The sequence below is a fragment of the Bradyrhizobium sp. 147 genome, assembly GCF_023073935.1.
Classification (GTDB): Bacteria; Pseudomonadota; Alphaproteobacteria; order Rhizobiales; family Xanthobacteraceae; genus Bradyrhizobium.
In genome coordinates this window covers 1-23355 of the sequence record NZ_JADPKL010000081.1, presented here as the reverse complement: position 1 = coordinate 23355, position 23355 = coordinate 1, and the positions used below count along the sequence as shown (strand labels likewise).

The window sequence follows — 23355 nt, the reverse complement described above, 5'->3', positions numbered from 1 at the left end:
AAACGAGTCGTTCGTAGATTACCTGGGCTTTGACGGAACAGACATCCCCGTTCTCAGGACTACCGAGCTCGAACGAACGATAGCTCCAGATCTGCACGGATGCAGATGCCTCAGTTGTCGTAATTCGCACGACAATTGAAGGTTGACATCTGCTCGACTGTCGCGCGGGTGGCCGATCGATTTGCTCGCGTTCCTAATCTCCAGCTAGGTTGCGACAATGCTGCCAAACGTAAGATTGAGGTGCTCTCCGCACGATAGCTCCCCGGCGACAAGGGTCCAGAACGGCTGACGCCCCGCGCGCAGGACTCATGCTGCCCTCGTCGATCTGCCAGCTGGTTCGACGAGACCCCTTCCGCAACAGCCGGTCCTAAGCAGACCACCGACATTATTATTCAGCACAACGGTTCTTCGAACTTGCGCTTGATGAATGCTGATCGAACACCAGGCATGACTATGAACGCGAGCGAGGGACAGGAGCATCGCTCGGTGTCTGTCCGGATCACCAGACGTGTGGCTGGGGCTCGCGAGGCTTGAGCGACCTAGCGCAAGCGCCTGCCATTCAGCAATGTTGCGGTCGCGCACGGCAGCTGATGCATCACTGCCTAGCAAATCGGACTAGCGCCTTGCGATCGATCTCGATCCCCAACCCCGGCGCGTTAGGTACGGGGACGATGCCGCGAGCGTGCTCGATGGGCTCGGTGACAATCGCCTGCCGGAGTGGGTTTTCGGTTCGGTCGAACTCCAGCAGCGGCGCTAGGGGTATGGGCGAGGACCGTGTGTGCGGCGGGAGAACGGCAAGTAAATGTAGCGATGCCGCAATTGCGATGGCGGTGCCCCAAACATGCGGATTATAACGGACGCCGAATGCCTCTGCCATGTCAGCGATCTTCTTGCATTCGGAGAGCCCACCTGCCGCGCAAATGTCGGGCTGGGCCACATCGAGCGCGTGCGAGACGAGCAGGTTGCGGAATCCGAAGCGAGTGAACTCGCATTCTCCGCCCGCAATCGGTATCGAAATTGCCGCCTTTACCGCTCTATACCCGGCAAGATCCTCTGGCGGCACTGGCTCCTCAAACCACTCGATATCGTGTTTTTCGATCATACGGCCCAGACGGATCGCTGCGACGCTGTCAAAGGCGTGGTTCGCGTCCACCATCAGCGACACAGTCGGCCCGATCGCCTCTCTCACGACGCGCGTCGCGAGCGCATCCTCCTCCACACCGAAGCCGACCTTGAGCTTCACCGCCGAGAAGCCCTCATCGACGTAGCGCGCCGCCTCCTCGGCTAGATCCCGGGTGGGGTCTTCAACTTGGCGTCTATGGAGGCCAGTTGCGTAGGCGACGATGTGAGTCCGCTGCGCACCGCCGAGCAGCTGATGCACGGGAACGCCGAAATGCTTGCCCTTGATGTCCCAGAGCGCGATATCGATACCGCTCACGCCTTCTATCACGACGCCCTTCTGGCCGTGATCGCGCAGGCGCGCATAGATCATTTGCCAGAGATACTCGGTGCGCAGCGGATCCTCCCCGATCAGCCATGGCGCGACGCTCTCGATCACGGCAGCCGTCATCCCTGCCGGCCCGTAGCATTCGCCCCAGCCGATAATATCCTGGTCGGTCTCGATTTCGACCAGCATCGCTGTGCGCGTATCATACCAGCCACGGGCGGAGGCAAGAGGCTCCGACAGCGCGGCTTGAAGGATATGGGTGCGAACGCCCGTGATCTTCATCAGCTTTCGCCTTTCCAGTCCTGCTGCGTGCCGTTATTCAGTTTAGCCGCTCCTAAACAGGTAACGCCCGTGCTGCGACGTTCGAACACATTAACCTTTTACTTTGAGAATGTTCGCACATAGGAAACGACGCTCAGTGTATTGAAGCGAGATCTATCCAGGTCTGTTAGAAACGGAACAAGATACCCGGGCGTTCGTACACGAAGATCGCCGGTATTTACCATGGCGTGTCCGGTTGTCGTCGGCCAGGCACGGCATGGGAGCAGCAGATCACTGCCTCTCGCTGTGCATCGCCGGACAGCAGCAAGCTCCGGCCACCCGACTTGGTATGCGCCGCCGCGTGGCGTTCGCGGAGACAATCATCGCCGAGGTAGTTAATATCGGGCGTCTTGAGAGCCTCAGCCGACATCTCCGGCTTGATTGATGCCCATATCCGTATTGCGCAACGACCCGTCCAGCCATCGCTGCCACCACGCCAAATACCAAATCATGGCAAAAGGGCTCCCGCTTGCTACTCCTGCCACGGTTTTTGGGTATGCCTGTACAGATGCTGTTCGCGCTTAACCCATCCTATTGGAAGGCTATTACCGGGCATAATCTTATAGACCGTCGTGAGGATGGGCATGTGGGAGCGGGTCAACGCCAAACACCTCTGCAAGATGCTCTGTAAAGCTGGGGCGTAACAGCTCATACGCTCGAACGGGCTGTAAACGCGAAGTCGATTTTTGTCGAGGTCCATCAAAGCCCATTTCGTGAGTTTCTTGGGAAGCGATTACACTTGAAAAGTTGGAGACATGGACGCTCTTGTTGACGATTGAGCCGGTTGTGACGGCGGCATAATCATATAGCAATTGTCGGACGTGCAGGGGATCAACTAGGCTATTCATGTCTGTACCCACGGCCGATATAGCGAAGCGGCGACAGTATTGCTGTACACCGTCAACAGCGATCGGGACACTACCTAGTCAGGTGAGGAGTACATTCGCGCGGACTGCGGCGCATCAGAGCCATCTGAGGTTCCATGGACTGGGCGATCGACGACTTGCGATTGTTCGAGCCCTATAGGCCCTGCTACTCGCTATGGACGCGGCCGATGGGAAATGAATGCGGCATGCAAGTTACCGAATGTCTCGAGCCCAGGAACGGCCAGGCGGTGAACAGCTTGTTGATCGGTATGAGATCTGCCGACGGATGTCTGAGCATGGACCTGAAGAAGCACAAGATGGCGTGACGCCAGGCGGCCCGACGGTGCTCAGGCTTGCTATTCGATCGCCATCTCTTCACCGCGGTGCGCCGACCGCTGCGCTTCTTGCGTCTAGGGCGTGAGGCGGCTCGGAGGAACAGGCGCCGCGGACCGCTGATCGCCTCTATTGAACTTGAGGCCGAGAACTGCTCACTGAGAACTCTCCTGACATCGGCTGGTTTCAACAATTTGCGTTACCTCGCGCCCGCCTTCTGCGCATACTTCCATGATGCTTTCGCGAGCGGCACGGTGCGCTTGGCAGCTTCGATCGCCTTGGTGTTGGCGGCGGTGCCATCTCGGATGCGGGCTGCGATGCCTTGAGTCATGCCGACCAACCGAAAGAAATTAAACGCAAAATACCAATTCAAGTCCGGCAGCTCGCTGCCCGTGCAGTCGCAATAGATTTGCGCGGCCTTGTCCATGCTCGGGATATTGAGCGTCTTCAGGTCGGCGTCCGCAAGGCCCGGCCTGATCCATTGCATCAACAGATAGGTAAAATCGGACATGGGATCGCCGAGCGTCGACAATTCCCAGTCGAGTACCGCGATCACGCGCGGCTGCTTTGCATCGAAGATAATGTTGTCGAGCCGATAGTCGCCATGCACGATGGAGACACGTTTCTGCTCGGGAATCGTGTTGGGCAGCCATTCGATCAGCTTTTCAACCTCCGGGACATATTGCGTCTCCGAGGCGCGATACTGCTTGCTCCAGCGATCGATTTGGCGCGCGAAATAATTGCCAGGCCTTCCGAAGTCCGCAAGGCCGATGCTATCGGGATCAAACATGTGCAGCCTCGCGAGAGTCTCGATCTTGCTGCAGAAAATCTTTGCCCGCATTTCGGCAGGCTGGCTCGGCAAAGTCGGATCCCAATAGACGTGGCCTTCCTCCATCGACATGATGTAGAATGCCGTACCAATGACGGCATCGTCCGTACAGAGCGCAAACGCTTTTGGAACCGGGAAGCCCTGCTGGCCTAGCGCCGAGATGACGCGGTACTCGCGGTCGACCGCGTGCGCCGACGGCAGCAACTTGCCGAACGGCTTTCTGCGCAACACGTAGGAACGGCCGCGGCTATCGAGTTTGTATGTGGGATTGGATTGGCCTCCCTTAAACTGTAAGACGGTCAAGGGACCGGTATAGCCTTCGACATGCTTGCGCATCCAACGGTCGAGACGGCTCTCGTCGATGCGATGTCGCTCTTCGACGGGTCTCGTGCCCGAAAACTCCTCGTCCTTCCTGAAGCCCTCGGCCACGGTGACGCTCCTCGAAATTGTTGAAGCGTTCCGCTTCATTTAGCACCCGAGCAGCTGGATGCTTCCGAAATTCAAGTCTGACAATTGTGCGGCAGTGCACTTCATCGGGGCCCTCCGTGAGACGCATCGCGCGTGTCGAGCTCGGTCGCACGGGTTCCGCATCGTCGGTTGGGCCCCGCCCGAGGTCCGAATCGCCTGCTCGATTATTCGCAAGCCGCTTCGGCTAAATACCAATACAGCACAATTCTCATTCATCGAGACTTTCTGTCCGGATCTCCGGCCGGTTAGCTCGCCCAAGAGTGGCTTCTTTTGGCGATGCGAACGGGCGCATCTGAAGCCGACGTGGGTCAGATCTCATTTCTCACTGCGCTGACAATACGATTTTGACTCGCCTGGGTAAGGGCTGCGAATGCTGCCGCAAGGCCCTATTTTGCGTGAAAGACGAACACGGTAGGATCGCAGCGTTCCTCACTCGACGAATGTTTGTGAATTCGCCTGCAGATGATCGCGCGTCATTAGTGGCATCGTTCATTCGTTTACAATGCCCCAGGCCAGTGCGATTACCCACCCAAATTGGTTCTCCGAGTAAATTCTACGATCGTTTGTGCGGTTGGCTCACGTGGGGTCTGGAAACATCAGTTTCTGGAGCCGGCCTCGCGCACGCTAAGAAGACGCAAATGATGATTCCGTTTAGTCAAAGCGTATCGCTTCTCAAGAGCTGGCGGAAACAATGAGAGCATAAGACGGTCATTGCCTTTCGCGCAGATGGCGCAACTTCGACGCTCCCGCAGATGAAGGGGGTCTGATCGCAATACTGCTGACGGGGGTGAGGCGCACGACTGCCGGTCTCAGGATGTTTCTGCTCAGTCGGAGACCGAACGCCGTTCGCGCACCGAGCCCTCCTGAGAGACGGACGCTACCAGCGTGCCGTCACGCTTGAAGATCAAGCCGCGCGCGAGGCCGCGTCCGCCTTGCGCGCTCGGCGACTCTTTGGCGTAAAGTAGCCACTCGTCGGCGCGAAAGGGTCGGTGGAACCAAATTGCGTGATCGAGGCTCGCCGAAATCATGCGGCCGTCGAACAGAGTGCGGCCATAGCGGACCATGACCGCATCGAGTAGCGCCAAATCTGAGGCGTAGGCCAGCGCGCACATGTGAAGCGTCGGGTCATCAGGCAGCTTTGCTGCGGCCTTCATCCACATATGAAAGCGGCCGTCATCGGCCTTCTGACCGACATAACGGCTAATCTCGACCGGACGCAATTCAATCGGACGGTCGCGGTCATAATAGCGGCGGATGAATTCCGGTATGTCGGTGAACTTCGACCACTTGGCTAGTTCTTCTGCGGCGAGCATTTCCGGCGGCGGAACAGCGGGCATTTTGTTTTGGTGATCGAAAGCGCTGTGTTCGCCTGCGTGAAAGGACACCACGATGGAAGAGATTGCCTTACCATGCTGAATTGCTGTGACGCTGCGTGTCGAATAGCTTTTGCCGTCACGCAGTCGCCGGACGTCGTAGACGATCGGAACCTGTGGGTCACCGGTCTGAATGAAATAGCCATGCAGCGAATGCGGCAGCCTGTCTTTCACCGTGCGACATGCCGCGACCATCGCTTGCCCGATCACCTGGCCACCGAACACCCGTTGAGGACGAGGATTTGGATTGTTGCCGCGAAACAGATTCACCTCGATTGGCTCAAGGTCGAAGATGGCGGGCAGGTCGATCGAGGTTTTAGACATTGACGCGCCTTTGCTTTTCTTCATCATTCCCCTGAATGGCAGCCGTGCGATGAAGCCGAAGTCCGAAAATCGAGCATTCTTTCGGGCCGTAAGGGAATTCTTGGGCCCGTGTGGTTTGCAGCTGAGGCGGGCCAGCTGCAACTGTGCTGGTGCATTGACATCGATTTGCAAGAATCGAGACGCCTTCCTTTGAACTCCTGGGCCCGGACAACCCCATCCACCCTTTCCAACGATCCTTCACTTGCCCAGCAATCACCGTGCCACAAGACGGTCTCGAGATGCGAAATCGGTATCCTCATCCTGCGCCGGCGGCGATACTTGCGGTTACTGTCGGGTTGGCAACATCGACTCAACCGAACGAGGGTCCGAGCACGACAACGCACATGGACGAGGGATGGACGCTTCTCGGGCTGAGAACCGGCGGCTGTTGGATCTTCGAGATGATCATCACGTTTATACGCACATGACAGCTCAGCGACGCTCGCGCACCGAACCTTCCTGGGTAACAGATGCGACCAATGTGCCGTTAGGCTCGAAGATCAAGCCGCGGACGAGACCGCGTCCGCCTTGCGCGCTCGGCGACTCTTTGGCGTAAAGCAGCCAGTCGTCTGCTCGAAACGGGCGGTGAAACCACATTGCGTGGTCGAGGCTTGCAATCGTCATACGCTGGTCGAACAATGGGCGCTCATAGCGCGCCGTCACCGCATCGAGCAGTGGGTAATCGGAGGCATAGGCCAACGCGCACATATGCTGCACTGGATCATCGCGCAGCCTCGTCGCCGCCTTGATCCAGACATGAACGCGCCCGTCGTCAATTTTTTGACCGACATAACGGCCGAGCTCGACCGGGCACAACTCTATCGCGTAATTACGGCGGATAAATTCCGTCGTTTCACAATACATCGGCTGCTCAGGCACTTCCTCTGCCATCAGCCTTTCCGGCAGCGGTACGCAAGGCATCTTGTCCTGATGGTCAAAGGCGCCCTCCTCCCCGGCATGGAACGAGACCACGATAAAGAAGATTGCGGTACCATGCTGGATTGCGCTGACGTGGCGCGTCGAATAACTCTTGCCCTCGCGCAGCCGTTCGACCTTGTAAATAATGGGCACCTGCGGGTCGCCGGGCCGGATGAAGCAGCTGTGCAGCGAATTCGGCAGCCGACCCTCCACTGTGCGGCATGCCGCGGCCATCGCCTGCCCGATCACTTGGCCTCCAAACACCCGTTGCGCGTTGATGTTCGGACTAGTGCCACGAAATAGGTTCGTTTCGATCGGTTCCACGTCCAAAATAGCGGGCAGGTTGATCAAGCTTTGGGACATTGATGCGCTTTCGTTGTGTTCGGCGTCATCTCCTGCCATGCCACGCAGCCATACAGGACGTTTCGAGGTTTCAGCGCGTTCTTTGGAACGGCATGCTGCCAACGCAAAGTAGCATGAACGCCACGCGACAGTGCTGCTGTGTATTGATTTGACCAAATCGAGACCTTCTCATTGTAACTCCAGACCTGCCAACATTTCCCAACGCTTCAACGTCACGGCAGCAACCGGCATGCCAGAAATCACTGTGTATAGAGCAGGCGCAGGTCCATCTACTTCCAGCCGCGCAACGAAATACTTCGCCCTTACCGTCGCGCTCCGAACATACACATTTAAACCTGACAGCTGAGCAGATAGCGATCGCGAAGAACAAGCGTCGCCCTCGCGCCGAACGCTGTGGATGGCGCTACGTTCAAAATTGCCGCACGGGTGACGCTTCGTATTCGACTCGGTTCGCTGGATTCTTACGATTCTTTGATAAGCCTACAACGGCGTCTGATCTCACAAGCGACTTTTGCCCCCTGCGTCTCCAAGGCAGCTCGGGAACGGAGCTTCGAATTCGATTCGTTGCAATGAAACGCCTCTAGCTGGCCATAGTGAGCTGATGCTCATCGGCCCCTATGTGGAGCGCTATCGCCTCCTCATCCGAGCCAAGCCGTACGCGCTAGTGCTGGTGCCGGCCGCTTCGCACCCGCAACGGCTACGCAGCGCGGTCAGCGAGGACACAACTGCAACTACTCGCTAGGTGACTTTTCATACTCAACGCCGGTACGGCTCTTCTTTTGGCGGCGCTCACGTCGTTAGCACTGATCTCAAGCAGGTCATTAACAGCACGCGCCTCGTAAGATATGACTAGTAGATAGGCGTTCACATCGCAGTTTCCGCGGCCTAAGTGAACCTCCCAAGCGCGGCCGGACTCGTTCAGGGAGACCATGGATTTTACGCTTTCGGCACCTTTGCAGGACCGTTTATTGGCGCGAAGCAACGGCTGGCTACACTAAGCACCGCCTTGCCCTTGCGGCAAAAATCGCGCGGCACTGGTCTCTAGAACCGGCACGGGTGCCGCGCCAATTCGGTTGTATCTTCAACTAGACCAGGTCAGCCCAGCAATGTCTGCCCGTTCTTGACGACGGTAACTTGGCGCTCCTGAACATGAGCCTCGAACGAAATCGAATTGCCGTCCTGCCACAGATTAACAGTAATGATCTCACCCGGAAACACCGGGGCAGAAAAGCGGACGCGATGACGATGGAAGGCGGAGGGATCGTAGTCGGCATAGGTCTGCAACACGGCTCTGCAGGTCAGTCCATAGGTGCACATGCCGTGGAGAACGGGCTTGGGAAAACCCGCCCGGCGCGCAAATTCCGGATCGCTGTGTAACGGATTTCGATCACCTGACAAGCGGTAGATCAGCGCTTGGTCAGGCTGGGTTGGGATATCGATTGATCGGTCCGGCGCTCTACGGGGTATTTGATGTGGCTCAGGCATTCCCTCCGATGGTCCGCCAAAGCCGCCGTCGCCCCTCGCAAACGTCGAAGAAACGATCGTGACCATCTTATCGCACGCGCTGTCTCTAACGACGACTTCGTTCTGAATGATCGCGCCTTTCTCCCTTCCCTTGTCGTACACGCCGCGTACGCGCGCATCCGCAGTAACGTTGGCTGCGGCGGGAATCGGTTTGTGAAACGTGATGTCGCGTTCGCCGTCAAGGACCATGACGCGGTTAAGGTCGATGAACCCGGGTCGGGCCCCCCAGACGCAGACCGAAGCAAAAGTCGGAATAACCTTTAGCGGTTTGGGCGTTGCAAATGCCTCGTTGACGAACTGCAGCTCCTTTTCGTTCAGAGGATCGGAGCCCATGCCAATCCCAAGCGCGTAAAGCATCACCTCCCGATCGCTCCACGAATAGGGGGCGGCTTCGGTCTTGAGGTCGAGTATGGCGGGATAGTCGATCGGCATCGAGCAGCTCCTCGTTCTCGTTACCTTAGCGGCAGGCCCCGCTTATAAGCGGCAGTGGAGGTCCACGCTCCATCAAATTCGGTGCTCGTCAAGCGCGACTCCTAGCCAACTCTCGTATTGATGGAGGCAACCAGCGCTTCCATGCTGCTTTCCGAAGCTATTGCCAAAGTTGCGCGCTTTATGTCTGCGTTTTGTTCAGGACCGGCAACACACATGTCACAGAGTACGATCATCGCTCATCTTCGCCTGCGAGACTTAGCGTTCCATTCAGTGTGGCTGAACCTTACTAGCAACGGCCATGCCAGAACCGTGAACGCGTTAAGCGTCTGATCACGCTGCCCCCCGGATACCCCCCGTTCTAAACCTGACAGGGGCTTGTACCTGTCAGAAATTGGACATCGCTTGGCGCCGCCGGGGCACAGCTTAAAGGCTCAGCGAAACCTTTACACACTCCATACCTTGTCGCTCCCTCGGCGCATCTTTCCAATTCCATGAACCAGATTTAGCTCAGCTTCCGACATCCAAAGCTTGCAGATGTGGCCTAGTACAAACATTATATAACTGCCATTTCCTCCTTGGCGGCACCAAGTCGGCGACTGATCGAATTGCACTATCATTCGATAGCACCATGATCCATGAACGCTGTAAAAGGCATTCTTCCTATTTGTTGTTTCGGATTAGCATGGGCATGCAGCTGGATTCTGGAGGTCAAAATCGGACAACTTGATCGCCGCCGGGATTCCATCATCCAGATTGAGGTAAACCGCTTACCTTAGACGCGGCAAGCGCCCGCGAATGACGAGCGCGGAAACTCGCAGACACGGGAAGTTGCGCCCACTCTACGCAAATCAGCTGAGCCGACAGACATATCTGTCCAGCCAATCAAGGCACATGGACCAGACGGGGTACGGAAGGCGGATGATGCTCACAAATGCTATTGACAAAGTCCCCTTGGCTCCCGGACGTCCTCATGATGTCGAGCCGGATCAGGTCGAGCCACTCCATTAGCGAACTTGTTGAACGGGCTCGCCGAGCCCATCGTCCGTGGCCTGCGGTTCGAACAGCCATCGATAGATGCCGCCCGCCCGAGTCAGCGAGCCGTGGTTGCCCTGCTCCACGAGCTCACCGCGATCGAACACCAGAATGCGCTCGAAGTTGCGTACCGTCGATAGCCTGTGCGCAATCACGATCGAAGTGCGTCCCTTCATCAACCGCTCCATCGCCTGCTGGATCAGCCCTTCCGATTCCGAATCGAGGCTCGAGGTGGCCTCGTCCAGAATCAACACCGGCGCGTCCGCTAGGAACGCCCGCGCGAGCGCGACCCGCTGCCGCTCACCGCCCGACAGCTTTACACCGCGCTCTCCGACCAGCGTGCCATACCCTTTCGGCAGCCGCAGGATGAAGTCATGCGCATTGGCGAGCTGCGCCGCCTGCTCGATCGCCGCCATGTCGGCCTCGGGCCGGCCGTAGGCGATGTTCTCAGTCAGCGTGCGGTGAAACAGGATCGGCTCCTGCTTCACAAGCGCGATCTGGCTGCGCAGCGATTGCTGTGTCGCTTTGGCAATATCTTGGCCGTCGATCAGGATCCTGCCGCCGGAGAGGTCATAGAGCCGCTGCACCAACTTGATAAACGTAGTCTTGCCCGAACCGGAACGGCCGACAAGTCCAACGCGTTCGCCGGCGCGGATGTCGATCGACAGGCCATCGTACAATGGCGCGCGGTGACCCCCATAGTGAAAGGTCACGTCCTCGAATGTAATCCTTCCGCCTCGGATAACGATCGGTTTAGCACCGGCTACATCGATGATTCCCATCGGCTCTCGACTAATAGTAACAAGTTCCATCATGTCGTTCACAGAACGCTGCAGATTGTTGATGTGCATGCCGACGTCACGCAGATATGCGTGAATGACGTAATAGATCGTCAGCATAAAGGTGGCGTCGCCCGCCGAGGCCCGCCCCGCTATCCACAGCAGAATGGCGCCGCCGATTACCAAACAGCGGAAGCACAAGAGCATCACGTGCTGCACCATATAGCTGGCGTTGCCCCGCTGCCACGTGCGTGACACCCGTTCCTGCCATTGGTTGATGACACCATTGAAACGCGCATCCTCGCGCCTCTCTGCGCCAAATGATTTCACCACGGCGTTGCAGGTGAGCGCGTCCGCCAGTGTGCCGCCGACCTTGGTACCAGGCATTTGATATTCGTGCCGTTGGCGCAATATAGCCGATCGTCATGCCAATAGTGATCGCGACATAAATAACCGCGCCGACCGCGATCACGCTGCCGAGCCCGGGCCAGTGCAGGATTAGCAGGATCATCGAGCCTACGAGCGCGGCGAGTGACGGCCATAATGCCATCAGAACGGTGGCATTGAGCAGGTCGAGCGCAGACATGCCACGCGTGATCTGGCGAACGGTTGAGCCGGCAAAGGAATTGGTGTGCCAATCGGTCGAGAAGCGCTGCACCCGCATGAAGGCTTCGCATGTTGCATCGGCGATCGTCTTCAGCGTGAGTGGCACACTCGCCTTCAGACCTATAAACGGTAGGATGAGCGAGATGAGACCAAGGGAGATGATGCCGCCGAATGCAACCAGCGCCGCATGCCGTGCGGCCATATCGTGCGGACCCGACGTTAATGCGTCAACGAGGTGGCCCGAGTAAACCGGCATCAGTAGGTCTGCGATCGACGCACCTAAGAAGCCGACGAGAACGATCGTGAGGCGGACAGGCTGCTTCAGCCAGTGCTGAAACACGAACGGTATGACCTCGCGGATTGCGGAGGGTAGCTCGTCAAGGTGAACATTCATGGCGCGATCCGGCCGCACTGACAGCGCGAGCCGACTCCATCTGAATTGGCGCAGCATGGCGCAAGACACGACAGGGAGGTCATTGAAAACAACCGGTTGTTGGATGCTTTGGAAGAGCTGGACGATAGCCTCTATGAACGCCGGCGGTCAACGGCACTGCCGAAACTCCTGCGAGAATAGCGGGCGTCGGCGCACAATCGTCGAATAAGTCACGATCAGGTGGACCCTCGCCGATTTGAGGAACGAGGCGCTACTTACACATCCATCCCGCGCTACCTTCAAGACGGTAAGCGCGTGAGCGCGCCCACCTCAATGCTCGTCGGTAGGTGATGTCGCCGCCACAGCAGCTTTCGTTTGTCGCAGATGTTGCTATCTTGCAAAAGCCCAGACGTATCGCTGACGTCGCGATCGATTGACGGACCGTAGTCGCTGAAGGACTTACCGCCGTACTGGCCGCCGACGAGCACGCAATCTAATCCTTCGGTCCAGCCCCACAGTCCCCGCGGCATGTTCACTGCAGGCTCGAGATCCGCTGGATTGGCGGCACCACTTGCAACGAGCGCAATCGTTGTGGCACGCCATAAACGAACTTCAGATCGCATCCTAACCTTCACCAGGTGCACATTACCGGCTTGCACACACGTCCATCCATGAAACAGGTGCGACATTGCTGCTTTAGGTTTATGCCGCCGAGCCACGCGCAACCGCCGCTCAATGGTCTGATCCTGTTACGCCGTTTCCGACGCTATTCTGGCGAACGCTCGATTTGAAGTCGCGCAAGAGATTTGTCTTGCCTTTGTTCTTGCGCACACAATGTCGCGCACGCAAACAGTTTGTGTCACGTCGGGAAAGCCGCGCGTTCCTTTCAGATAGGACGCGCTGCGCAAGCGCCCGATAATTGCGGAAACAGATCTGCTCGGTCTGGCCATTGCCTCGTTCTTGCTCCAGCACTATGCAACGAGGTGCAGCCGAACTGCATTTTTGGCAGTCGGCTGCAGCACATGACGATGCAATTGACAGCTCGAATGTCTTCGCGACTCGAACAACTGCAACAGAGCATCAGTCGTCTTACGCCGCTATCGCTGTCTTTAATAGCAACAGCCGTGCCAGCATCATGCAAACGTATTAAGCTGTTGTTTGTGACGGGAAAACCGGACGCCGCCCGGGTGACCGCTAGTGTTTAGAATGCGACAGTCGTCATACTTGCCGGAAACCAAACAGGATCTGCGGTCATCTGGGCCCGAAAGAATACCTTACGGCCTTGTCGAACACGGCTGAGCTAATCCCAACACCAGACGCAACCAGCGCCAGAATTTCGTTCTGACCCAATGCAAGGCGCCGCTTCGCGTTTGGGAGGTACAAGTACTTTCTTCTGGCTAGCAGAGCTGCGCATCAGATTCATCGAGTGGCACACCGATTGCTACTGCGAAAACACAACGCAGCTTCGAGAGCAGTGGGGTTCGGTCGGAAGTTACCGGTAAACATTGCTAGATCGGCACAATGATGCGCGGACGCGACTTGTGGCTCTCAATGAACTCGAGAAGGTTGCCGAGAACTCCCCTGCACGTCAACAAGAGCGCTGTAGCGTTCTAATCGGGACATGCCATGACTTTTAACTCGAGTGAGGGACATGACCGACAGTTTCATCGACCAACTGTGCAAGGCGCTCCGCAAAAGTTCGGTGCTAACTGGCACGGACATTGACTCTCGCTATTACCACGATTTGGCTGGTAAACCGGTCGCGAAGCCGCGAGCGGTCGTCCGACCAAGGACGACGGAAGATGTCTCCGCCTTGCTCCGGCTCTGTCAAAGTGAAAAAGTGCCTCTAACGACGCAGGGCGGCATGACCGGATTGGTACGCGGCGCTCTGCCGAATCCGAATGAGATCGTGCTGTCAATGGAACTTATGAATGCGATCCAGGAGGTGGACACCTCCTCGGGCGCAGCATTGGTGCAGGCCGGCGCTCCGCTACAGAAAGTGCAGGAACAGGTCGGGCAAGAAGGCTACATGTTTCCACTCGATCTCGGCGCGCGCGGTAGCTGCACGATCGGCGGCAACATCTCAACCAATGCCGGCGGCAATCGCGTGATCCGGTACGGCATGATGCGCGACCTGATCCTCGGCCTCGAAGTCGTTACCGCTGATGGCACGGTGCTACAGGGCTTGCACAAATACATCAAGAACAATACCGGCATCGACCTCAAACAGCTTTTCATCGGCAGCGAAGGGATTCTCGGCGTGGTGACGCGGGCCGCTTTGCGCATCTTCCCCGCCCCTATAGAGAGGCAAGTGGCGCTTTGCGGCCTGCCCTCCTTTGAACGAGTCATCTCGATCTTTGGGATGGCGCGAAAACATCTGGGCGGAGAACTGACGGCATTCGAGGTGATGTGGAACGAGTACTACCGCCTCGCGCTGGAGCGCGTGAGCGGCGTGACCCGGCCGCTGTCGGTCAATCATCCGTTCTATGTCTTGATCGAGGCCTCCGGTGACGATGCCCATCGTGTCCATGCCGATCTCGAAAAGCTGCTCAATACGGCAATGCGCGCGAACATGAGCCTTGACGCGACGCTCTCGATGTCGAATGCATCTGCAGCAGCGATATGGCGTATCCGAGATTGCAGCTTGGAACTTGCCCGGACGTTTCCTTATGCCGCACGTATTGCCCTCGACGTCAGCATCGTCATCAATCAGATGGACCAGTATGTCAAGACAGTTGTTGGGCGTATTAAAGACATCGACCCCAGAGCGTTCGCGATTGTGTTCGGTCACGTCGGCGATGGTAATCTGCATATCGAGCTACATCACGAGCACACGCCTGACAGACGGGAGGAACTAGAGAGGCTTGCTTATGAGATCACCGGTGAATTCGGCGGATCAATCTCAGCGGAACATGGCATCGGCATAGTTAAGCGGCCGTATCTGAATATGAGTAGGACATCGGATGAAATCGAAACAATGCGTACGCTCAAGCGAGCGCTCGATCCTAGCAATATCCTGAACCGGGGACGAATTTTCACGATGTAAGAGGATGCGAGGATGGAGCGGAGAGCTCGACCTGAAGGGCCAAACGTGCGTGCGGCGTTTCCGCAGGTTGAGGCCCGACCCTTGTCATGGCCATGCGTCCTCGCAGGGTACGAGCTTCGCTCGACATCCATAAGGAGATTGTCGATGCGGCACGGGCTCGAACTGGTCGCATTACCAATTCGGCTCAAACTCGGCTCTCACCTTTGGCGAGGATAGAGCTCGGTCCTGGTCAAGGAGGCAATGCCTAGCTATTCAGTGCTTCGAGACTGCTAACCGCACGGTGTCGCCCTCGTGGCAGTTCAGGCGATGCCGTCCCTGCTAGCCACGGGATACAGCTTGCAATTTCTCAATTGTTGTTTCGCGATGCCGTCCAGCGGGCACGGTCGATCATGATCATCGCCTCAGCCGCCGAAGGCGGTGGCGGAACGCGACTGCCCGCAGGCTGGCGCACGGAAATAAGGCGCCCGAAAGGGGGAGGCCGATAGATTCCGCCCGGGCCGCTTAGCCAGGGCAGCATGGGAGCCCTGCTTGCTGATGATGTCGTAATCAAGCACCAGAATGCGGTCGAGACGCGCACCGTCAACAGCGATCGGGATCGAGGTGCGGCCCTTCATCAGCCGCTCCATCGCTCTTCTTGGATGAGAGCTTCTGATTCCGAGTTGAGGCTTGAGGTCGCCTCCTCCAGGACCAACACCGGCGCACCTTGCTAGAGAGGCGCGCGTAAGCGCAATGCGCTGCCGCTCACCGCCTGATAGCTTGACGCCGCGCTCACCGGCGGCCGGGCCCTGGCCCCCGCGCAGGCGCAGGATGAACTTGTACGCATTAGCAAGCCCCGCCACCCGGTCGATCGCGCGCGCTTTTATGAGGAGGCGCTCAGGTGGGCCGAGAACAATCCGCTATGAAGAACGCCCGGCGCACGATGGACCGCTGCCCGTAGGCTATTTGCGCCCGGTGAGGCCGTCAAAGAAAGCGGCCGGCCCTCGAGCAAGAACGATCGCGGCCGGACATCTCCAAAAACATTCGCAAGCTGGCGCCAGGATTTCAGTTCTGGTCTCGTGCTAAGAAAACGCTGGCATACTACGCGCGGAGCGCCGCCTGCTTGTGACTCAATTCGCCCGCGGCTTCATCATCGCTTCGACCTCGGCGCGAAAGGCTTGGCGCGATGCATCACGCGAGTAGAACATCTGGCCGCCCGGATAGACCGCGACCTTGACGCGCGGCGCCGCGGCGAACGCGGGCAACTGATCAAGCACGATCTGCGAGCCGAAATAGGGCGTTGCGAGATCGAACAGGCCGTGCCCGACCAGCATGGTCATCTTCGCGTCTGTTGCGAGGATCTCGCGCAGCTCCGACACCGACTGCGCGGGACCGCGGCCGAAATCCCAGGCCTGCCCGACCGCGCCGTTGATTAGCTCATAGGAGCCATCCGGCCGCCAGTTCAGCTTGCACGTGAGGAGATCGACGGCGGTACTGGTCAGTGGCGCCAGAAGCGCCTCCCCTGAGCGATCGCCGGAGCGAGAGCTGCTAGAATCCGGATAGGGATCAAGGCCGCGCATGGAAGCGTCGAAGCGCCCGGTCACCTTGCCGTTTTTTCGGTCGAGTTCGCCGCGGAAATCGGCGACATCGAAGCGGCCCGCGAGCCGGCGGCTCACCGCCTGGTCTATTCCCGTTAGCGTGGCGACCTTGTCGGCCAGCTGCGTGGCCGCCTCCTTGTCTGCGGTGCCCTTGACCAGGTCGGTCAAGAACTCGCCGCGAGCGTAAGCTCGATCGGCCGGCTTCACCGGCCCCTTGGCTTCGCGTGCGGTTGCGACATAGCTCGGCAGCCTTGCGACGTATTGAAGAAGACTCGTGCCGCCGAAGTCGCGGAAGTCGAACACCGGTGAGATCATGATCGGGCCCTTCACGCCGACACCTTGCTGCTTCTGCAACTGGCGCACCACCTTTTGCCCGCGAATACCACCGTAGCTTTCGCCCGCGACATATTTTGGCGACAACAGGCGATCGTGCTTTTCGAGCCAGCGGCGGATCACGACGGCGAGCGCGTTGACATCGCCGTCCACGGAAAAGAGCCGCTTGCGGACATCCGCGCCAGTCGCTACGAAGCGGCTATAGCCAGTCCCGACCGGATCGATAAAGACGAGATCGGTGAAATCGAGCCAGCTTTCGGCATTGGGCTTCACCTCCGCAGAGGTCGATGGTGTGACCTCGTCGGCATTGATCGGCAGCCGCCAAGGACCGGCACTGCCGAGCTGTAGCCAGGCCGACGATGCACCAGGCGCGCAGTTGAAGAAGAACGTGACGGGGCGTGTGGCGCGGTCGCCACCATCGAGCTGATAGGAGGTGTATGCGATGTCGGCCTGCGGCTCGCCCTTCTCGTCGAACAGGCGGATGGAACCTGCGGTCGACGTGAATGCGAGCGTCCGCCCGGGCAGCTCGATCGTTTGACTCGTGGTGGAGTCCGGCGGAAGGCGATGCTGCTCGGCCGCTGACGGCGTGCTAGGTGTTTGGCCGCCGCGCGCGCTGGGACTGCCCTTCTGGTCGGCCAGCGTTGTCGCCTCGGGGCGCGACGGCGGATTGTCGGCCCAAGCGCTCCCCATCACGCCACAGGCAAACAGAGCCAGCGCAAGAGAGGCGCGGCGCAGCGCAGTCCAATCAAATTGCATCGAGTCTCCCCCGTCCCGGAAGCACTTTCGTCCCGGCCACACTTGGAGCGCACGAGGCGTGTCTCCCAAGAAGGGCCAACGACTTAGCTGACAATCGAGGAACACCAAACCTACCAAGTCCGGTAGTATTCACCTCAGGGCGATCGGCAGCAGCGCGAGTGAGGAGGCGGTGCTTGAAGAAGCCAATCTTTTCGACGAGCAAACGGATGCCTTAAGAGCGTCTGACGTGCGCTGCATCGGAACACTGAATCTCGCCGCATAGATGCGGTTCGTGCACTCGGCTATAGCCGCTTGGGCGGTGGCTTCTGGGACAAATCTGGAGCGATGTAGCACGGCAAGCGGGAAGGCGGACAAACTCAACACGCTACGTTGCTCACGACCGAGATGCATGTTGAACTTTGCGCTGCATACGAGGGCCCTATTGCGCGAACCAACGCGACACCACTCGTGAGCGCGCATTGTGTTGCCCCAGCGTATGCACGCTCAGGAAGCAGATTGGGAAACCTGCCTTGATCGCTCCTGCCGGATGTTCTTCGACGTGAGTTGCGCGCGGAGTTCCGTCGCGCTTTAGTACCGCTGACGGCACGAATTCCTGATCTCCCAGAGGATTGGCGTTTCAATCCGCAACTGGAACGAAACGGGCTAGGGGATCAAAAGCTCCGCGCCACCATAATTTGCGCTCAGCATAGGTAAGGAGGCGCTCGCAAAAAATGGTGGTTGAGACAATTCGGTTTTAAGACCTTGTCAGGTTTATGTCGCAAATGCGAAGGCCGATCGCATTGGCAAGAAAAAAGGGCCGCTTGAATGACAAGCGGCCCAAGTCTAGGGAGGAAACGCCCAAGGAGGACGGCGGTCGCGCGAGGCGCTACCGCACTGCAACAATACACGACCGCACTGCACACGCAAGGGACTTTTTCGCGGGCGTTCGCGTTGTTTGCGGTGTGGGTTGACCGCGGCGAAATCAGGTTGCGAGGTCAGGCCGATTTTGCCAGGGGCTCGGCTATGCTCTGGCGGCCTTGCTTGCTGCGGCATTGCTCCGCCGAACTGGCACCACAGTGACCGGACTGATGCTCAGTGGGAGCTTCCCAGAAAACCTGGGATACCAAACTAGGGCCAGTTCTGATCCAAGCTTTCTGCCGGCAAAAGAAACCGGATGGCATAGCTCTCATCACTTTCGATCCAGGCGGGTGGTCGCCTCGTCGAGGGCGGCATGTCGCGACACGAACTCCGGTGCACTCTCGAGTGAGCCGGGCGAGCACGTCCGTTGTGGGGCGAAGTGCCGCAATCACTTCGCCCCACGCTAGTGGGCGGACTGAAGATCAGATCGCATGCATCAAGCTCGTCGAAGGTCAGACGTACCCGCAGGACAATCGGAGCTGCACGCATCGTTGTCTCAGAGGCAGTATTGCCGTTGCAAATAACGCCGACTAAGCCTTTCTGGACAAAGAAACCCTCACTACAGCGTTTCTGTTCTAGGAACGGAACGGGGTGCCATGGGGCGGCCACTCTAGCGGTCTTCCGGCCGGGGACCGTCAAGCCACTACTTCCCGTAGTTGAACAGTGTGGCAACATCATCTTGAACTCCTCTAGAACATGGAATTCGAGTCTGTCGAGTGATAAGGGTTTCTGGTCAAGATCATTTCGCCACACTCCGGCCCGCTCAGCTTGTCACTGTCCATGGTCGATCGTTCGAGTGGCTGGACATTCGCACCGACACAGTCGCCCAGTTGCGCGATCCGGTGACGCTCGAACGAGCGTGGGTGCCACTGGCCACGATCACCGTTCCGGTGCGGCCAGAATGGGCGCGGACGCATCCCGCAGTCAGTGAGGCCAATCGCCCACTTTCTATTTTTTTCCATCGCTTCCGTCGTCGGAAGCAACCAGCTGATACGATCGCGCTCCAGGATCGTGGGTGACATGGCTGGTACATCCAGACCCGGTTCGAGAACGGCGCGACGAGCTCGTCCACCCGCTGTATAGGAGCTCTGCGGACCATTAAGCAGAGGCCACGCTTTCCATGGCGTGAAATGTCCCTCGATCACCTGCAGGATGGCACTGAACGTAAGCTCGGCGACTGTAATCGCGAGGGTACATCTGCGGGATCAAAAACTGTGCTGGCTGTTGATGATGAAATAGCCCTTTGGCACCGACCATCTCGGATGCGACGAGCACGAGCATGACCGAGGCGCTCGCGAGGCGAATGCCGACGACGATCGTCGGAAGCGCCGCCGGAAGGATCACAGTTGCTGCGGTGGCGCGCGCATCGTCCGCGCCGACGTGATCCGGAGCGGCTCGACCTGCTTCACCGCCGCGATCGTGTTGAGCAGGAGCGACCAGGCGCAGCTATATATATATATATATCACATCGTGATCTTGAGAGCTCGCGAATGTCCAGAAACAGGATGAAGATCAGGCAGTACCGCGAGCGATGCGGTGTTCTGGCAGATCTCGGTGAACTGCTTCAGGAGATTTCGGAGCTGGGCGCACCATCCGACGCCGAGGCCAAGCGGGACGATCAAGGCGACCGACATCAGAAATCCGCTCAAGGCACGCAGCACGCTCGCCGAGACGTCGTCGTACAATTCTTCTGTTTGCGGACCTGCCATCCGCCCGCCGGTCGCCTACGAGAACGGCGGCAGGAACACCGGATCGGTCAAGCCGAAGTTCGGAGCCGCCTCCCTCACCGACAACGGCACGAGGAACAGGATGGAGGGATGCCCGAATACGGTGAGCCCGCGTATGACCGAACCGACCCTGTGCAAACGTGGCTCGTTCCGTCAGGACTACGCGGGTAGCACTCTTCGTGATCACTATGGTTCGACTCGCCCCGTGAACGTATTCTCGCGCTCCCTTCAAGCGATCGCGTCATCCATTGAAGACCGGTCACGTCGCGCGCGGCGCGCGCCGTGCTTTGCTCCGCGAGCGAGCAGTTTGTGCGCTCGCCTACTCACAGCGGCTTCGCAGCCATCGAGTCGGACCAATTCGCATCGCTGAAATGCCAACCTTGTTTTCGAGAGCAACAAGAGAGTGCCGCGATCGAGCACATCTGGCGATCCCTCGATCAGCAGCCGCGCACCCGTTCGGACGCCTCGATGAGCACGCAACTGCGCCACCGCATTCTCCGGCATACTGGCTGCGATGTGCTGGAAAGTAGTCCGCCTGAATCCAACTCGCCAATTATGGATCAACCGCAGTCGCCTACAGCTAACAGGTCTCAGTAATCTGGACCGCGAAGTAGCTGCGGCGCTGATAGAAACGCCATGCCCCGAGGTGCCACGGCTTTTCCTCGCAGAGGAAGGATGCAGCTTTTCGTTGCCACCGCCGTGGTTTGTGCAGATTTTCCCCGCGGCTCTGCACATCTCCGGAAACGAAAAGGCTTGGCGCTCGGCACAGGACCGAGAAGTGTGAGCAACCAGTCGAGTGGATTGCAAAATCGTCTGCGCACGCCTATCGATGGAAAAATATTGCTGGTCTGATTTGGACGAAAACTTTGCCTGGGCCCGTGGATAGCCAAGCCGAAACGTCAGCCTTTGACGCCTGGAAGAATGGAGCGCGAGAGCTTGCCGAGCGGCAGGAGCTGATCACGAATGCCAGTCGGGATGAGCTCAGGAAAGCGCTGATCGAGCTCGACATGTTGTTTAGGAATGCTCCGGGAAGCGTGCACAAGGCCTATCGGAATCTCACGGAAAAGCGAATCGAGGAGGCACGAGAGAGCTTCGCCTCCTCAATAGGAGACGGCCATCTCTCGTGGTCGTTGTCCGATGAGACGCCTGAGCTGGCGGCGTCAAGGATAGGCGGCCTCATACGGGAAATCGACAGGGTGCTTGCTGAGCGGCGTTCGCAGTGGCCGATTGCGCCGAGTGAGTGGCACCTCGAGCAGCTTGGATGCTGGTTCATTCCGCGGCAAGGCGTGAGCGCACTGCGCCCAGCTCGAAGGCTTCAGCCCTACTCGAAGCGGGGTTTACTCTTCCATCGAATATTGCCTGCTGTAATACAGGGCTACCCTGTCCAGGTCGTGGATACTCGCACGTTGCATACGACGGCTTCGGACGCGCGCAAATGGAAGATGGGTGCTTGCCTAAGGCCCTAGAGCTCAAGCCAGAGTTTTGCTCCATAGCAGGCGATAAGCGTTTCAGGGTCGCCAGCGTTGAAGCGCCGTCAGCAGACGGCGCACTTTCTGAGCAGATTGCTCAAGCCCTGAAGGAGAACTGCATCGCAGTTGTGTGGCCCGAGCTAACTGTCTCGCCGGAACTGCGTGCGAAGATCGTCGAGCTCATTCGAGACCGGGATGTTACGGACGAGCTCGAAGCGCCCGAAATTCTGATCCCAGGAACTTGGCATGAGAAAACCGACCACGGGATTGTCAACCGGGCCCGGATCTACGACGGCTACGGAGAGGAGCGCTTGAGCTACGACAAGATCGCGCCTTACGCCGACGATGGTTGGGGCATGGAAAATGTCACGGCTGGCGACCGGGTATGTGTCCTTGCTACAGAAAGCGCATTGATGGGCGTCGCCATTTGCCTGGATTTTTGTGACGTGTGCCAGACCGGTTTCGGCCAAGGAACTCGGCCAGAACACCGTTTGGGCCGCCTACAAAGGGGTGAGCTGCTGCCGGTTTGATGGACACCAGGTTAAGCTAATCCCACCTTGCGCTCGAACTCAACCGGGCTGAGATACCCGATGGTCGAGTGCCTGCGGATCGTGTTATAAAATCTTTCGATATAGTCGAACACATCGGCTCGTGCCTCGTCTCTGGTTCGGTAGATCTTGTTGGCGGTCCGTTCGGTCTTGAGCGACGAGAAGAAGCTCTCCATCGCCGCGTTGTCCCAGACGTTGCCGGAACGGCTCATGCTGCAGAGAATGCCGTGGTCGGCCATCAAACGCTGGAACTGCTCGCTGGTGTACTGACTGCCCTGGTCGGAGTGGTGCAACAGGGCGTCCGGCTTGCCGCGTCGCCAGACGGCCATCAGCAGGGCATCGGTTACCAACTGAGCTGTCATGGCGGCGCTCATCGACCAACCCACCACCCGGCGTGAGAACAGGTCGATCACCGCTGCGACGTAGAGCCAGCCCTCGGCCGTCCAGAGATACGTAAAGTCGGCGATCCACTTCTGGTTCGGCCGCTCGGCGGCGAACTGCCGGTCAAGGAGGTTCGCCGGCACGGTCTCGATCTGTCGATCGCCGCTGTCCTTCGGCAAGCGCCGGCGTCGCGGCCGCGCCCGCAAGCCTTGCAGGCGCATCAGCCGTTCGATTTGGTGCAGGCCACAGTCCGCCCCATCGGCGAGCAGATCACGCCACACCCGGCGCGCACCATAGGTGCGGTCGCTCGCCATGAAGCTGGCCTTGACCTTGCCGCCGAGCTCCTCGTCGCTGCGGGATCTGGCGCTGGGCGAGCGGTTCAGCCAGGCATGGAAGCCCGACCGCGACACCCCCAGCGCATCGCATAGCCATGCCACCGGCCAGATCGTCCGGTGCTTCGCGATGAAGACGAACTTCATGTCGCTTCCTTCGCGAAGAAGGCTGCGGCCTTCCTAAGAAACAGCCGGATTGGCGTCCCCCGGAATGGCCTGCAACAGGAAGCCTAGCGATTTGGCCCTCCGCTGAAGGTTGGCGACG

The 23355-nt window shown here is 58.6% G+C and carries 11 protein-coding genes and 3 pseudogenes; 2 read left to right on the top strand and 12 right to left on the bottom strand.

Going from position 1 to position 23355, the window contains the following annotated elements; translation table 11 throughout:
- Positions 1-595: 595 nt before the first annotated feature.
- The 7 genes and pseudogenes from IVA87_RS19190 to IVA87_RS19160 all read right to left on the bottom strand — a co-directional run bounded on the left by IVA87_RS19190 (position 596) and on the right by IVA87_RS19160 (position 12650).
- Complete coding sequence (locus IVA87_RS19190; RefSeq protein WP_247334592.1) at positions 596-1729, bottom strand: mandelate racemase/muconate lactonizing enzyme family protein; 1134 nt, start codon at positions 1727-1729, stop codon at positions 596-598.
- A gap of 1437 nt (positions 1730-3166) precedes the next feature.
- Positions 3167-4225 carry a phosphotransferase family protein gene (locus tag IVA87_RS19185; protein WP_247334590.1) on the bottom strand — a complete coding sequence of 353 codons (1059 nt, stop codon included), beginning with the start codon at positions 4223-4225 and terminating at the stop codon, positions 3167-3169.
- 863 nt (positions 4226-5088) lie between these two features.
- Entirely contained in the window at positions 5089-5961 is an 873-nt protein-coding gene (tesB, locus tag IVA87_RS19180) for an acyl-CoA thioesterase II (protein WP_247334598.1), read from the bottom strand.
- 471 nt (positions 5962-6432) lie between these two features.
- A complete protein-coding gene (locus tag IVA87_RS19175) occupies positions 6433-7281 on the bottom strand; it encodes an acyl-CoA thioesterase II (RefSeq protein WP_247334597.1) in 849 nt (282 codons plus the stop codon).
- 1095 nt (positions 7282-8376) lie between these two features.
- The gene (locus tag IVA87_RS19170; RefSeq protein ID WP_247334588.1) at positions 8377-9237 is read right to left on the bottom strand and encodes a MaoC/PaaZ C-terminal domain-containing protein; all 861 of its coding nucleotides are present in this window, start codon (positions 9235-9237) and stop codon (positions 8377-8379) included.
- Between the two features lie 1004 nt (positions 9238-10241).
- Positions 10242-12048: pseudogene (locus tag IVA87_RS19165) on the bottom strand (ABC transporter ATP-binding protein).
- A gap of 278 nt (positions 12049-12326) precedes the next feature.
- Positions 12327-12650, bottom strand: coding sequence for a hypothetical protein (locus IVA87_RS19160; RefSeq protein WP_247334586.1), 324 nt, complete (start codon positions 12648-12650; stop codon positions 12327-12329).
- A 1028-nt stretch (positions 12651-13678) separates the two neighbouring features.
- Here IVA87_RS19160 and IVA87_RS19155 point away from each other — a divergent pair.
- Positions 13679-15073 carry an FAD-binding oxidoreductase gene (locus IVA87_RS19155; RefSeq protein WP_247334583.1) on the top strand — a complete coding sequence of 465 codons (1395 nt, stop codon included), beginning with the start codon at positions 13679-13681 and terminating at the stop codon, positions 15071-15073.
- 401 nt (positions 15074-15474) lie between these two features.
- Here IVA87_RS19155 and IVA87_RS19150 read toward each other — a convergent pair.
- The 4 genes and pseudogenes from IVA87_RS19150 to IVA87_RS19135 all read right to left on the bottom strand — a co-directional run.
- A pseudogene (locus IVA87_RS19150) lies at positions 15475-15924 on the bottom strand (hypothetical protein); the annotation flags it as partial.
- A gap of 255 nt (positions 15925-16179) precedes the next feature.
- Positions 16180-17736, bottom strand: a complete 1557-nt coding sequence (locus IVA87_RS19145) for a peptidase S10 (protein WP_247334581.1) — start codon at positions 17734-17736, stop codon at positions 16180-16182.
- Between the two features lie 2360 nt (positions 17737-20096).
- The gene (locus IVA87_RS19140) at positions 20097-20342 is read right to left on the bottom strand and encodes a hypothetical protein (protein ID WP_247334580.1); all 246 of its coding nucleotides are present in this window, start codon (positions 20340-20342) and stop codon (positions 20097-20099) included.
- A 15-nt stretch (positions 20343-20357) separates the two neighbouring features.
- Positions 20358-20498 (bottom strand): hypothetical protein, encoded by a 141-nt coding sequence (locus IVA87_RS19135; RefSeq protein ID WP_247276091.1) that lies wholly within the window; start codon positions 20496-20498, stop codon positions 20358-20360.
- Between the two features lie 1312 nt (positions 20499-21810).
- Between IVA87_RS19135 and IVA87_RS19130 the strand changes: the two genes are divergently transcribed.
- Positions 21811-22359, top strand: a complete 549-nt coding sequence (locus tag IVA87_RS19130) for a hypothetical protein (protein WP_247334579.1) — start codon at positions 21811-21813, stop codon at positions 22357-22359.
- An 11-nt stretch (positions 22360-22370) separates the two neighbouring features.
- On the opposite strand, the pseudogene IVA87_RS19125 reads toward IVA87_RS19130, so the two are convergent.
- Positions 22371-23270, bottom strand: a pseudogene (locus tag IVA87_RS19125) (IS3 family transposase); the annotation flags it as partial.
- Between the last annotated feature and the right edge of the window lie 85 nt (positions 23271-23355).

What these genes read in the sequence shown, in the direction of transcription:
- IVA87_RS19190 (WP_247334592.1), bottom strand. Translation starts at nt 1,729, where the DNA reads ATGAAGATCACGGGCGTTCGCACCCATATCCTTCAAGCCGCGCTGTCG.
- tesB (WP_247334598.1), bottom strand. Translation starts at nt 5,961, where the DNA reads ATGTCTAAAACCTCGATCGACCTGCCCGCCATCTTCGACCTTGAGCCA.
- IVA87_RS19175 (WP_247334597.1), bottom strand. Translation starts at nt 7,281, where the DNA reads ATGTCCCAAAGCTTGATCAACCTGCCCGCTATTTTGGACGTGGAACCG.
- IVA87_RS19170 (WP_247334588.1), bottom strand. Translation starts at nt 9,237, where the DNA reads ATGCCGATCGACTATCCCGCCATACTCGACCTCAAGACCGAAGCCGCC.
- IVA87_RS19160 (WP_247334586.1), bottom strand. Translation starts at nt 12,650, where the DNA reads ATGCGATCTGAAGTTCGTTTATGGCGTGCCACAACGATTGCGCTCGTT.
- IVA87_RS19155 (WP_247334583.1), top strand. Translation starts at nt 13,679, where the DNA reads ATGACCGACAGTTTCATCGACCAACTGTGCAAGGCGCTCCGCAAAAGT.
- IVA87_RS19145 (WP_247334581.1), bottom strand. Translation starts at nt 17,736, where the DNA reads ATGCAATTTGATTGGACTGCGCTGCGCCGCGCCTCTCTTGCGCTGGCT.
- IVA87_RS19140 (WP_247334580.1), bottom strand. Translation starts at nt 20,342, where the DNA reads ATGGCAGGTCCGCAAACAGAAGAATTGTACGACGACGTCTCGGCGAGC.